Here is a 12,476-nt window from a genome sequence, read left to right on the forward strand (position 1 = left end):
AAGCCACCCGCGTCGCCCCGGCGAACGGCATCGAGTCGACCGGGGCCAAGCGCACCGGGGCCGACGGGTGTGGGGCGTGGATCATCTGGCCGTTGCCCACGTAGATCCCCACGTGGCTGACCCCGGAGTAGAAGAACACCAGGTCGCCGGGGCGGAGTTCGGAGCGTGCCACACGGCGGCCCGCCTCGATCTGGGCGTACGTCGTGCGGGGCAGGGAGACCCCCGCCGAGCGGTAGGCGGCCTGCGTCAGGCCCGAGCAGTCGAAGGCGGCGGGTCCCGTGGCGCCCCAGACATACGGGCTGCCGAGCTTGCCGTACGCGTACGCCACCGCAGCCGCCGCCCGCGCGTTGGGCGCCTTCGCGGCCTGTAACGCGGAGTGTGCCGTCTGACCGGCGCCTCCGTTCTCCGTCATGATCCGCGCCTGCTGGCTCCGCGACAGTCGGGACAGCAGCCTCCGTGCCTCGCCCAACTTCTGCTCGATCGTCCGCTTGTGGCGGCGCAGTTCGGCCTGCCGCGACGCCAGCGTGGCCAACTGCGCCTGTGCCGCCCCGCGTACCCGCTCGATCTCCCGCAGTTGCTCGCGTACGTCCGTGACGGCCGTGGCCTGCCTGCCGTCGACCCGCTCGGCGAACGCGGCGTCATCGAGATAGCGCTGGGGGTCAGAGGAGAGCAGGAGTTGTACGGACGGGGCGACGCTCCCGTTGCGGTACTGCGCCGCGGCGGCCGAACCCAGCGCCTCCCGCGCCGTGTCGAGCCGGTCCGTCCTGCGCGCCGCCTCGTCGCGCAGCGCGTTCACCCGGCCTCTCGCCCGGTCCGCCTTCTCCTTCGCCCCGTCGTACCGCTGGGTCGCGATCTCCGCCTCCCGGTACAGCCGGTCGACCGTGGCCTTGACCTGCTGCGGCGACGGCTTCGGCGTGGCATGCGCCGTCGCGCCGAAGCCGGTCGCGGACGCCGCTCCCGCGAGGGCGATCGTGGCGGCGGTCCGGACCCTGCCGCCGCCGAACGAACGCTGTGGGGGTTTGCGGTGCGCTGCCACCTGAACGTCAGGTCCTTTCGTACGACCGCTGGGCCACGGGTGGTGTGACACGTCCGGCGGCGGCCCGCACAGGGGGGACGGGCCGCCGCCGGTTCTCCTCGGCGGTGGTGTCCGGCGGCCACCCCTGGCCCGGGCGGCGGTGAGGAGCCGGTCACCTGGTGGAGGACGCTAGATGTCGCCGCGGTGACTCGGAGACGGGATGTCCGGAAATGGCCTGACCGGACTGCCGGTGACCGTATTCGACCGTGAGTCCCGACCGGGGCTGCCGCGTTCGCACTGTGCGCTGACCGATGTGCCCGTTCCGGGAGTCGCGACGGTGACAGAGTGCTATGCGGCGTGTATATGCCAGGACGAGGACCGGACGCCGTTACGCCAGGACCGGGACCCGGCCCAGGAGGCGTCGGCGCCTCTGGTTAGGCTCCGGAACCATGGACGTACTCATCCATCTCTTCGTCGGCCTGCACATCGTCGGCATCGCGGCACTCCTCGGTGGCTTCCTCGGCCAGATGAAGGGGATGCGCCAGGGCACGGCCCGTTTCGTGCCCGGGATGCTGCACGGTGCGCTGACCATGCTGGTCACGGGTGTCGCACTGGTCGGCCTCAACCAGGCGCAGGACTACCCGCTCGACAACATCAAGATCGGCATCAAGCTGGCGGTCCTGATCGTGATCCTCGGCCTGGTCTATGTGAAGCGCGACGAGGAGAAGGTCGAGAAGCCGCTCTTCGGGCTCGTGGGCGCGCTGACCCTCACGAACATCTTCATCGCGGTTCTGTGGACCTGATCCCCGTGGACCTGATGTCCTCCCGCGCGGACCGGGCGGCTCCCACGAGGACCGCGCACCAGGCGGCCACCGCGATCCACAGCAGTACCGTGCCGAGGCCGTGCAGCCACGGCACGCCCAGGGCCAGGGCGAGCGACAGGGCCGCCACCGCCGTCATCCCCAGCGGGAAGACGGTCGCCCAGCGCCGTACGTCGTAGCGGGTCCGCGGCCAGCGCAGTTCGGCCGCCGTCAGGACGCAGTAGCAGATCGACGCGAGGATCAGCAGGGCGACGGTGACGGTCCGCAGGACGCCGCTGTCGTCACGGTTCCAGAGGTAGGGATCGCTGTCCTCGGCGGCGATGAGCTTCGACCCGGCCACCACGGAGGTGGCGAGCGCGCCGCTCAGGATCCAGTGGTCGCCGACGCCGGTCCTCACCTGTCGACGGTCGAAGCGCCGGAACGCGATCACGTAGAACACCAGTCCGAGCCAGAAGAACACCAGCGCCATGTGCGCGAGCCACGCCACCTTCAGGGCCGTGGCGAGCACCGCGCCGAGCACCGCGATCCCTTCCGTCGCCACGGACCCCAGGAACACCGACCCCGGCATACGGCGCCCCCAGTGCCGTACGACCGGCAGGGTCAGCCCCAGCCACAGCACGGCGGCCAGCGCGAGGAGCACCCCGGCGAGCCACTGCCCGCCCAGCAGGGACATCCGCGTGCCCAGCACGGTCGTCGCCGCGACCGCGGTGAACGCGGTCGGAGAGGCCGCCTCGGCCAGCCACCGGTCGCGCTCCCGCAGCAGCCGCAGGACGAAGTCGGCCGCGAGCCCCAGCCAGGCGGCGCAGGTCAGGGCCAGGAGGACACGGGAGAGGACCTCGAACCCGGCCAGGTGCAGCCCGACCGACACGATGCCGGTCGCCATCACGGCGGCCCCGGCGGCCGGCGTACGCCGCGCCCACCAGGCACACAGCGCGGAGGTCCCTGACATGCGCCCGATGCTATGGAGGCATCCCCGGCTCCGGGTGCGGGGCACGCGCGCGTGGCCGTCGAAACACACCCACGCGCGCGTGCCGTGCGGGGGCGCGGGGGATCAGGCCGGGCGGACCACGCTGTGGATGGCCGAGGTGCCGTCGTAGTAGACCGACTCCTCGCGGACGTACGCACCCGGCTTCGGGGCGTGGATCATCATGCCGTCGCCGATGTAGAGGCCGACGTGGCTGATGTCGTCGTAGAAGAAGATCAGGTCACCGGGCTGGGCGTTGGCGATCGAGACCGTCGTGCCGACCTTCACCTGGTCCCAGGTCGTCCGCGGGAGCGAGACCCCGGCGGCCTTCCAGGAGGCCTGGGTCAGCCCCGAGCAGTCGTAGGAGTCGGGTCCGGTCGCGCCCCACACGTACGGCTTCCCGATCTGGGAGCGGGCGAACGAGAGGGCCTTCTCCGCCTTCGTCGTGGACGTGGAGCCGGAGGACGACCCGGTGCCTGAGGAGCCGGAGCCCGTGGAGGAGTCGGAAGAACCGCCGGACGAGCCGGACGAGCCGGACGAGCCCGACGAGGACTCCTTCTCCTGAGCCGCCTTCTCGGCCCGCTCCCGCTGGGCCGCCTGCTGCTTCGCCAGCTCCTGCGCCTTGCGTCGGGCCTCCTCCTGCTTCTTCTTCTCGATCTCCGCGAGCCGCGCCTTCTCCTCCGCGGTGAGCTGGGACAGCACCTTCCGCGCGCTGGAGAGCTTCTGCTGGACCTCCGTCTTGGACGACTTGAGCGTCTTCTGCGCCTCGGTGAGCGTCTGAAGGCTCTTGGTGGCCTCCCGCCGCTTCTTCATCGTCTCGGCCTGCTCGGTGACGTACTGGTCGACCGCCACCTTCTGGCGGCCGGTCAGCCGGTCCGCGAGCTGGGCCTGGTCGAAGTAGGCCTGGGGCGAGTCGGCCAGCAGGAGTGTGGCGGTGCTGGAAGCCGCGGTCCCGGTGCGGTACTGCGCGGCGGCGAACGAGCCGAGCTGCTCGCGCGCCTCGTTGAGCTTCTGCGTGCGCTGGGCGACCTGGTCGAGGAGCGTGTCGGTGTGCTTGCGCTGCTCGGTCGTCTTCTCCTTGGCCGCGTTGTACTTCTCGGTGGCCGTCTCGGCCTGCCGGTACAGCTCGTCGACCTGCTTCTGCACCTCCTCCATGCTCGGCTTGCGTGGGGCGGGCGCGGCGTTCGCCGTCTGGGAGAGCAAGGCCACGGAGGCGAGAGCGGCCGTCGCGAGGGCGGGGGTGCGTATGCCTGAGGGACGCGGCTTGCGGTGCGGGGCCATGGAGGGCGACTCCTTCCGTGCTCCGCCTACCGAGTTAGCTGTCGGGTTCGGGCGGAGTGTGTGGAAGGTGTGCCCTACGGCCGTGCCCCGCAGGGCGGTCGGCCGATTCACCCCAAGGTCGGTGTGGGTCCCCGGCTCCGGCTGCCGTGGGGCGCACCGGACTCGGCGGTGGCCGCGTGGCCCGGCGACGTTCGCCGGTGGGGGTCCTGCGGCCCGCCCGGCACGCTAGCCAACTCCTGTGGCGCCTGTGAAGGTTGATGTGCGATATGCCCGATACATTTTCGTGACCTTCATCATGAGCACCCCGATGCGCGGTCATTGCGAGGGGATCTGTCGAGACGTGTGTCACTTCACGGGAGTTGACCTAATAGGTCTCGCATGTCAGATCCTGTGGTGATGTGCCGAACGTAATCGTGCGCTGCCCGACGGTGAAGGGAGGCTCGGTCCCGATTCCCCGTGCGGAGTTTTCGCGGCGGCAACCGGTTGTCGGTGGGGCGGCCTAGACTCGGAGAGCGATGAGCAGCCTCTTTGACGACAGCTTCCTGGCGGACCTCAAGGCCACTCCGGCCCCCGAGGAGGAGCCCCCGCCGCCCGAGGACGAACACGCTCCGGAGCTGGTCCCGGACGATCTGTTCGGGGGGAAGTTCGACATGCCGCCGGACCAGGACATGTACTACCGCGACGGCGCGCCCCGCCCGCCCGTCGACCCGGCGGCGCTGCTGGCGGGGTTGAACGACAACCAGCGCGCGGCCGTGACGCACGCGGGCTCCCCCCTGCTCATCGTCGCGGGCGCGGGCTCCGGCAAGACCCGCGTGCTCACGCACCGCATCGCCCATCTGCTGGCTGAGCGGAGTGTGCACCCCGGCCAGATCCTCGCGATCACGTTCACCAACAAGGCCGCGGGCGAGATGAAGGAGCGCGTCGAGCAGCTCGTCGGCCCGCGGGCCCACGCGATGTGGGTGATGACCTTCCACAGCGCGTGCGTCCGCATCCTGCGGCGCGAGTCGAAGAAGCTCGGCTTCACGTCCTCGTTCTCGATCTACGACGCGGCCGACAGCAAGCGGCTGATGGCGCTGGTCTGCCGCGATCTGGACCTCGACCCCAAGCGGTTCCCGCCCAAGTCCTTCAGCGCCAAGATCTCCAACCTGAAGAACGAGCTGATCGACGAGGAGGACTTCGCCGCCCAGGCCGCCGACGGCTTCGAGAAGACCCTCGCCCAGGCGTACGCGCTCTACCAGTCCCGGCTGCGCGAGGCGAACGCCCTCGACTTCGACGACCTGATCATGACGACGGTCAACCTGCTGCGCGCCTTCCCGGATGTCGCCGAGCACTACCGCCGCCGCTTCCGCCATGTGCTGGTCGACGAGTACCAGGACACCAACCACGCCCAGTACGCCCTGGTGCGCGAGCTGGTCGGCCCCGCGGCCGGTGACCGGTCCGAGGCCGGTGCCCGCTCCGCGGGCGCGTCGTCCGGTGAGTACGACCTGCCCCCGGCCGAACTGTGCGTCGTGGGCGACGCCGACCAGTCGATCTACGCCTTCCGCGGCGCGACCATCCGCAACATCCTCCAGTTCGAGGAGGACTACCCGGACGCCACGACGATCCTGCTGGAGCAGAACTACCGCTCCACGCAGACGATCCTGAGCGCCGCCAACGCGGTCATCGAGCGCAACGAGTCGCGCCGTCCCAAGAACCTGTGGACCAACGCGGGCAGGGGCGCGCGGATCTCGGGCTACGTCGCCGACACCGAGCACGACGAGGCGCAGTTCGTCGCCGACGAGATAGACCGCCTCACCGACCGGGGCGAGGCGAAGGCGGGCGACGTCGCCGTCTTCTACCGCACGAACGCCCAGTCCCGTGTCTTCGAAGAGGTCTTCATCCGCGTCGGCCTGCCCTACAAGGTCGTCGGCGGCGTCCGCTTCTACGAGCGCAAGGAGGTCCGGGACGTCCTGGCCTACCTGCGAGTGCTGGCGAACCCGGAGGACTCCGTCCCGCTGCGGCGGATCCTGAACGTGCCGAAGCGGGGCATCGGCGAGCGCGCCGAGGCGATGGTCGACGCCCTCGCCCAGCGGGAGAAGATCAGCTTCGCGCAGGCGCTGCGCCGGGTCGACGAGGCGTACGGGATGGCGGCCCGCTCGACCAACGCGGTCAAGCGGTTCAACGCGCTGATGGAGGACCTGCGGACGATCGTGGAGTCGAACGCCGGACCGGCCACGGTCCTGGAGGCGGTCCTCGAACGCACCGGGTATCTGGCCGAGTTGCAGGCCTCGACCGACCCCCAGGACGAGACCCGTATCGAGAACCTCCAGGAACTGGCCGCCGTGGCCCTGGAGTTCGAGCAGGAGCGCGGGGAAGCCGCGGCGCCGGAAGACGCCACCCCGACGGGCACCCTGTCCGAATTCCTGGAGAAGGTCGCCCTGGTCGCCGACTCCGACCAGATCCCCGACGAGGAAGAGGGCTCCGGTGTCATCACGCTGATGACCCTCCACACCGCCAAGGGCCTGGAGTTCCCGGTCGTCTTCCTCACGGGCATGGAGGACGGCGTCTTCCCGCACATGCGCGCGCTCGGCCAGACCAAGGAGCTGGAGGAGGAGCGGCGCCTGGCCTACGTCGGCATCACGCGTGCGCGCGAGCGGCTGTATCTCACCCGGTCCGCCATGCGCAGCGCCTGGGGCCAGCCCTCGTACAACCCGCCCTCGCGCTTCCTGGAGGAGATCCCGGACCAGCATGTGGACTGGAAGCGGACGGGTGCCACCTCCGCTCCCGTGTCCTCGGGGCCGGTCTCGGGTGTGGCGGCGTCGCTGTCGTCGTCCCGGTCGAGGTCCTCGGCCGCGGGTGCGTCCGGCTTCGCCACGCGCCGCAGCGGGGTCACGGAGAAGCCGGTGGTCTCCTTGGCCGTCGGCGACCGCGTCACGCACGACCAGTTCGGCCTGGGCACCGTCGTCGGCGTGAAGGGCACGGGCACGCAGGCGGAGGCGACGATCGACTTCGGGGACACCAAGCCGAAGCGGCTGCTGCTGCGGTACGCGCCGGTGGAGAAGCTGTAGCCCACATGGTGAAGCCCCCGCTGTCGGGCGGGGGCTTCACCGAAGAGGCAGTTACGAAGAGGCAGTTACGACGGGTTCAGGCCGTGGCTGCGGAGCCAGGCGAGCGGGTCGATCGCGGCGCCCCCGCCCGGCCGTACCTCGAAGTGCAGATGCGGACCGGTCGAGTTGCCGGATTTGCCGGAGTAGGCGATCGGCTCGCCGGCCTTCACGGACGTACCGGAGGGGACCCGGTAGGTGGAGAGGTGGCAGTACCACGTCTCCGTGCCGTCCTTCGCCGTCAGGATCATCATGTTGCCGTACGCGCTGTTCCACTGCGTACGGACCGTGCCGTCCGTCGCGGCCATCACCGTCGTCCCGTAATTGACCGGGAAGTCGATACCGGTGTGGACGGACATCCAGTTGATGCCCGCCTGGCCGAAGTAGGCGCTGAGGCCGTGCTGTTGGACCGGCAGCGCGAACTTCGGGCGCAGCCGCTCCTTGAGCGCCGCCTCCGCGATCGCCTTCTTCTGCTCGGCCACCTGCTGGGCCTTGAGGTCGATACGTTGCTGCGTCCGGCTCGCCCGGTCCCTGAAGTCGTCCGCGCCCGCGGAGAGACTCGCGAGCTGCGTGTCCAACTTCTTGTTGGCGGTGGACGGTTTGACCGAGGGCGTCGTGGGCGCCTTGGCTGTCGTCTCCTTGCCGTCGCCCCCGCCCAGACCGACGGTCGCGGCGGCGGCGATCCCGGCGACTCCCATCACGCACACCGACGGCACGGCGATCGTCAGCAGACCGGAACGCTTGGCCGCGGGGCGGCGCCGGGACCGGTTCGCGGCGCGGGACGCGCCCTGCGGACACGGGGTGGCTGCGAGCGGCGGCGCGTCATCGGAATCGGCCTCCGCCGACAAGTGCTCCGGCCCCTCCGGCTCCTCACCGGCTTCGGGCCCCTCGTACGCGAGCTGCTCGAAGTGGGCGGTCGCCTGCTGGTCGAAGGGCACGGCCTGCTCGAACGTGGCGGTGGCGGTGGCCTGTTCGAAGGTGGCCGTGGCCTGCTGGTCGAACGGCACGGCCGATTCGAAGTGGGCGGTCGCCTGCTGGTCGAAGGGCACGGCCCGCTCGAAGGTCGCGGTCGCCGAGGCGGCCGACGTGGCGGACTGCTCGTGCGTCTGTGTCCGCGGCTGCGCCTCGTGCTCGGCGATGCCGCCGGAGTTCCACTGCGTGGCGTCGTACGTGCCCGTGTCGAAGGTCCCCGTGCCCCAGTCCCACTGCTGGGTCCGGTCCGCCGACTGTCCGGCCTCGAGCCAGGCATGCGCATCCCACTGGCCGGTGGCCTCGGGCGCCGTGGCCTGCGCGGGGACGGTCGCGAGCTCCTGATAGCCGGCCGCCCAGGCGGTGGTGTCGTAGGCGCCGGTGTCGTAAGCGGCGTGGTGCTGGGCCGCGTACGGGTCCTGGGCGGGCACCTGGTACGTGTCGGTGCCGGACATCTCGTAGCCGCCCGCGCCGTACGTCGGGTGGCTGCCGGTGGACCACTGGGCGGTGTCGTACGCGCCGGTCGAGCCGTCGCCCGGGAAGCCGCCGTAGGCGGTCGCGGTGGGGGTGGCGTACGACGTGTCGAACTCACCGTACTGACCTCCCTGGTGGCCGTACGGCACGTAGTGCGCCGAGGCGGCATCGGAGGCCTGAGCCGGGGGGATGGAGCTCCCCGACGGATGACGGTCGTTCACCGACTTCTCTTTCGCCTCGACAACAGGGGCTGCCAGAGCAGTGCGGCGACTGTACCCGGCGGTATGTGGGCGCGACAATCTTCGGCAGGTTTCACCCCGGAGGTAAAGGGGCAATCGGCCGTGTTTCGGCAGTGCCCGGCAAGACCTTGGCCCTGCGTTCGATAAGCGTTCGAATGAATACGGCTGTCGTGGCCGTCACGCCACCGTCAGACCACCGTTGCGAGCCCTGGCGTCATGGGCGGCGGGGGCGCGGGGCGGCTGGAGGTCGAGTGCCTCCCGGATCCCGGCCGCGACCGTGGGGTGCACCGGCAGGGCGAGGTGGCCGATGCCGCTCACCCGTACGTTCTGCGCCAGCAGGTCGGGGTGGTCGACACAGGCCGCCTCCAGCGGGTCCATCAGGGGATCGAGATCGCTCCAGAAGCTCACGAACTGCGTACGGCAGCCGGGGGCCGGTCCGCGCAGCTCCTCGATCAGTCCGGAACCGGGACGCATCTGGCGGACGATCGGGTGGGCGCTCGCGAGCCGCGCCACCCGGGTGCCGGAGTGGGGCGTGCCCAGCGTGACGAGTGTGCGGACGCGGAAGTCACCGCCGAGGCACTGCGCGTAGTAGCGCGCGATCAGCCCGCCCAGGCTGTGTCCGACGACGTCCACCTGCGTCTGTCCCGTGCGCTCGCAGATCTCCTCGATGTGGCGGCCCAGCAGTTGCGCCGCGGTACGGATGTCGCAGGTCAGCGGAGAGTAGTTCAGCGACTCGATGTGCTGGCGGCCGTGCTGCGCGAGGTTGCGGCGCAGCAGGACGAAGACCGAGCGGTTGTCGATGAACCCGTGGACCAGGATGACCGGGGGCTTGGCCGCGACGGGCAGCGGCGCGGCGCCTGCCGAGGGTTCGGGCAGCGGGGCGTGGCGTTCCGGGGTCATGCCCGAGGGGTAGAGGAGGACGTGCCCGGCGAGGATCGCTACCTCCAGGGCGGACGCCTTCACCAGCGCCATGGAGAGCCCGGCCAGCCTGCTGGGGAACAGCCGTCGGCAGAGCGGAAGCAATGGCTGCACTGGCCCGGTGACCTTCATGGCCGACCTCCCGTCGGCGCACGAGGGGCGTCGCTGTCCCCTGTGTGCCCTTGTGGAAAGCCGTGGTGGCGGTGGCCTGTGGTGGCCTGTGGAGCGGTTGCCTCGATGCGGTGTGTGAGGCGCCGGGGAGGCGAGGAGGCCTTCTCGTCGCAATGACGTGACCTGATCGTCCCTCTGGCGCGGTTCCCGTCCTCCTCCTACGGGCCGGCTCCCGCCTGCCTGATCGTGCGTGCCATCGCCGTCGCGGCCCCGACCGTGCCATCGCCCCGTCGACAGGCTCGGTACGGCCGCGTTGCTGCGGCTCTCCGTGCACACGATCCGCTCAGTCCGTGGCGCTCGAGCTGCCGAAAGCCCGCGGCCCGTGCGCCGCCGGAATGAGGGGACCCTGCGCGGCGAACGTGTCCCACGTGTGATTTCCCCCTCGGTCCGCACCGTGAAACTGCCAGGTGCGCGATCCTGGCGATAACGTTCGTTCACTTCCCGGGTCTGTGCGGCGCGGGGGCGCCTCCGTCCACGGGCCGCGCGTCCGCTCCGATCCGAGCGGTGGCATGGCGGCAGGGCGGTACGGCGGTACAGGGTGGAGTAGTCGCTTCATGGAGGCAGTGATGGGTGTGGCAGCCGGTCCGATCCGCGTGGTGGTGGCCAAGCCGGGGCTCGATGGTCATGATCGCGGGGCCAAGGTGATCGCGCGGGCACTGCGTGACGCGGGGATGGAGGTCATCTACACCGGCCTTCACCAGACGCCCGAGCAGATCGTCGACACGGCGATCCAGGAGGACGCCGACGCGATCGGACTGTCGATCCTGTCCGGCGCGCACAACACGCTGTTCGCCGCGGTGATCGACTTGCTGAAGGACCGCGACGCGGAGGACATCCTCGTCTTCGGCGGCGGGATCATCCCTGAGGGGGACATCCAGCCGCTGAAGGAGAAGGGCGTGGCGGAGATCTTCACCCCCGGGGCGACCACGGCGTCGATCGTGGACTGGGTACGGGCGAACGTACGCCAGCCTGCCCAGGCGTAGTCGGCGACAACGGCCCCGGCGTGGCGCTCCGGTCGTGGAGCGCCACCGTGAGGGGCGCGTCTCGCGGCGACGGGGAGGCTGCTTCCCGCGCGCTGACGGACGGCGGACGGCCGTTCACGCCGGGTGGGGGGCCGGTGGTACGGCCCCCAACTCCTCCCGCATCGCCGCGCGGAGACGCAACGTCGTCGTGAGGCGCTGGAACGCCTCCGCCCAGTAGCCCCCCGCGCCCGGCGAGGTGTCCTCCGTCTCGTCGGGTATCGCCGTCAACGCCTCCAGGCGCGCCGCCTCCACGGGATCGAGGCAGCGCTCCGCCAGGCCCATCACCCCGCTGAAGCTCCAGGGGTAACTCCCCGCGTCCCGCGCGATGTTCAGGGCGTCCACGACCGCCCTGCCCAGCCCGGCGGCCCAGGGCGTCGCGCACACTCCGAGGAGCTGGAACGCCTCCGACAGGCCGTGCGCGGCGATGAACCCCGCGACCCAGTCGGCCCGTTCCGCCGCGCCGAGCGTCGAGAGCAGCTTGGCCCGCTCGGCCAGCGACACTGCTCCCGGACCCCCGGCGTCCGGCGCCGAGGGCGGTCCGAGCAGGGCTCGGGACCAGCCGGTGTCCCGTTGGCGCACCGCCGCCCGGCACCACGCCGCGTGCAACTCGCCCCGCCAGTCGTCCGCCACCGGGAGCGCGACGATCTCCTTGGGGGTCCGCCCGCCGAGCCGGGCCGCCCAGGAGCCGAGCGGTGCCGCCTCCACCAACTGGCCCAGCCACCAGGATCGTTCGCCGCGTCCGCCGGGTGGCGTCGGCACCACCCCGTCGCGCTCCATGTCCGCGTCGCACTGGTGCGGCGCCTCGACGACGATCGTCGGCTCCCCGCGGGTCCGGTCGACCGCCACGCAGGCCGCCGCCCGCGCCGCCATCCGTCCGGCCAGGGCCGAATCCGGCAGGGCCGACAGCAACTCCGCGGCCGTCGCGCGCACATTGCGGCTGCGGTCGGAGAGCGACTCTTCCAGGAACGGCTCGTCCGCGATCTCCAGTCCCGTGCGGAGCGAGTCCAGGAACATCAGGCGGTCCTCGGCCCGCTCCGTCGCCCAGGTGGTGGCCAGCAACGCGCGTGCGGCGGCGGGGTGTTGAGCGCGGAGCCTCGTGAGCAGGGCCACCCGTTCCGCGAACAGGCCCTCCTGCCACAGTCGTCGGGTGTGGTCCGTGTCGTCCGGGGGTGGTTCGGACGCGCCGGGTGCGGAGCGCAGCGCGAAGCGCCAGTCCCGGTTCAGCCGGGCCAGCCACAGGGCGCGCGGGCCCGCGAAGGCCAGGGCCGCGGGGCGCAGGTCCGTACGGCCGCGGGCCGCGTCCAGGAGCGCCGGGAGGGCTTCCGGAGGCGCGGCGAAACCCCGCTCGTTGGCCAGGGACAGCCACTGGGGCAGCAGCTCCATCAGGTCGGGTGCCGTTCCCCGGCGTCCGCCGCCGCTTGTGCCGGGGCGGTTCGCCAGCAGCATGGCCAGTCTGCGGGCCGCCGCGGGCGGCAGCGGCGGGCGCGGGGCCCTCGCCCGCGGCCCCCGGCGGGGCCCC

9 protein-coding genes and 1 riboswitch are annotated in these 12,476 nt (G+C 71.3%); of the genes, 3 read left to right on the forward strand and 6 right to left on the reverse strand.

From position 1 onward, the window contains the following. A partial coding sequence (locus NGF19_RS29710) for a C40 family peptidase (protein ID WP_252428945.1) occupies window positions 1-1,036 on the reverse strand: 1,036 nt, incomplete at its 3' end. 428 nt (window positions 1,037-1,464) lie between these two features. Here NGF19_RS29710 and NGF19_RS29715 point away from each other — a divergent pair. Next, on the forward strand, window positions 1,465-1,818 hold the full coding sequence (locus NGF19_RS29715) for a hypothetical protein (protein WP_252428947.1): 354 nt from the start codon (window positions 1,465-1,467) through the stop codon (window positions 1,816-1,818). On the opposite strand, the gene NGF19_RS29720 is transcribed toward NGF19_RS29715, so the two are convergent. Both NGF19_RS29720 and NGF19_RS29725 read right to left on the reverse strand, forming a co-directional pair. Next, entirely contained in the window at window positions 1,796-2,785 is a 990-nt protein-coding gene (locus NGF19_RS29720) for a tellurite resistance/C4-dicarboxylate transporter family protein (RefSeq protein WP_252428949.1), read from the reverse strand. The two genes, NGF19_RS29715 and NGF19_RS29720, sit on opposite strands and share 23 nt — an antisense overlap. A gap of 102 nt (window positions 2,786-2,887) precedes the next feature. Next, on the reverse strand, window positions 2,888-4,081 hold the full coding sequence (locus NGF19_RS29725) for a C40 family peptidase (RefSeq protein ID WP_252428951.1): 1,194 nt from the start codon (window positions 4,079-4,081) through the stop codon (window positions 2,888-2,890). An 8-nt stretch (window positions 4,082-4,089) separates the two neighbouring features. Then, a riboswitch (cyclic di-AMP (ydaO/yuaA leader) is annotated at window positions 4,090-4,259 on the reverse strand. Window positions 4,260-4,596: 337 nt separating this feature from the next. Here NGF19_RS29725 and pcrA point away from each other — a divergent pair. Beyond that, complete coding sequence (gene pcrA / locus NGF19_RS29730) at window positions 4,597-7,128, forward strand: DNA helicase PcrA (RefSeq protein WP_252428953.1); 2,532 nt, start codon at window positions 4,597-4,599, stop codon at window positions 7,126-7,128. 65 nt (window positions 7,129-7,193) lie between these two features. On the opposite strand, the gene NGF19_RS29735 is transcribed toward pcrA, so the two are convergent. Both NGF19_RS29735 and NGF19_RS29740 read right to left on the reverse strand, forming a co-directional pair. After that, on the reverse strand, window positions 7,194-8,828 hold the full coding sequence (locus NGF19_RS29735) for a M23 family metallopeptidase (RefSeq protein WP_252428955.1): 1,635 nt from the start codon (window positions 8,826-8,828) through the stop codon (window positions 7,194-7,196). Between the two features lie 195 nt (window positions 8,829-9,023). Beyond that, window positions 9,024-9,896, reverse strand: coding sequence for an esterase/lipase family protein (locus tag NGF19_RS29740; protein ID WP_252428957.1), 873 nt, complete (start codon window positions 9,894-9,896; stop codon window positions 9,024-9,026). Between the two features lie 605 nt (window positions 9,897-10,501). On the opposite strand from NGF19_RS29740, the gene icmB reads away from it, so the two are divergent. Next, the gene (icmB, locus tag NGF19_RS29745; RefSeq protein WP_252428959.1) at window positions 10,502-10,918 is read left to right on the forward strand and encodes a coenzyme B12-dependent isobutyryl CoA mutase small subunit; all 417 of its coding nucleotides are present in this window, start codon (window positions 10,502-10,504) and stop codon (window positions 10,916-10,918) included. Between the two features lie 114 nt (window positions 10,919-11,032). On the opposite strand, the gene NGF19_RS29750 is transcribed toward icmB, so the two are convergent. Next, the coding region (locus NGF19_RS29750; protein ID WP_252428961.1) for a DUF5691 domain-containing protein at window positions 11,033-12,476 on the reverse strand (1,444 nt) is incomplete at its 5' end.

The sequence above is a fragment of the Streptomyces macrolidinus genome (assembly GCF_023887685.1).
Classification (GTDB): Bacteria; Actinomycetota; Actinomycetes; order Streptomycetales; family Streptomycetaceae; genus Streptomyces; species Streptomyces macrolidinus.

Excerpts from the sequence above, each read along its gene's own strand:
- NGF19_RS29715 (WP_252428947.1), top strand. The coding sequence starts at position 1,465 with ATGGACGTACTCATCCATCTCTTCGTCGGCCTGCACATCGTCGGCATC.
- NGF19_RS29720 (WP_252428949.1), bottom strand. The coding sequence starts at position 2,785 with ATGTCAGGGACCTCCGCGCTGTGTGCCTGGTGGGCGCGGCGTACGCCG.
- NGF19_RS29725 (WP_252428951.1), bottom strand. The coding sequence starts at position 4,081 with ATGGCCCCGCACCGCAAGCCGCGTCCCTCAGGCATACGCACCCCCGCC.
- pcrA (WP_252428953.1), top strand. The coding sequence starts at position 4,597 with ATGAGCAGCCTCTTTGACGACAGCTTCCTGGCGGACCTCAAGGCCACT.
- NGF19_RS29740 (WP_252428957.1), bottom strand. The coding sequence starts at position 9,896 with ATGAAGGTCACCGGGCCAGTGCAGCCATTGCTTCCGCTCTGCCGACGG.
- icmB (WP_252428959.1), top strand. The coding sequence starts at position 10,502 with ATGGGTGTGGCAGCCGGTCCGATCCGCGTGGTGGTGGCCAAGCCGGGG.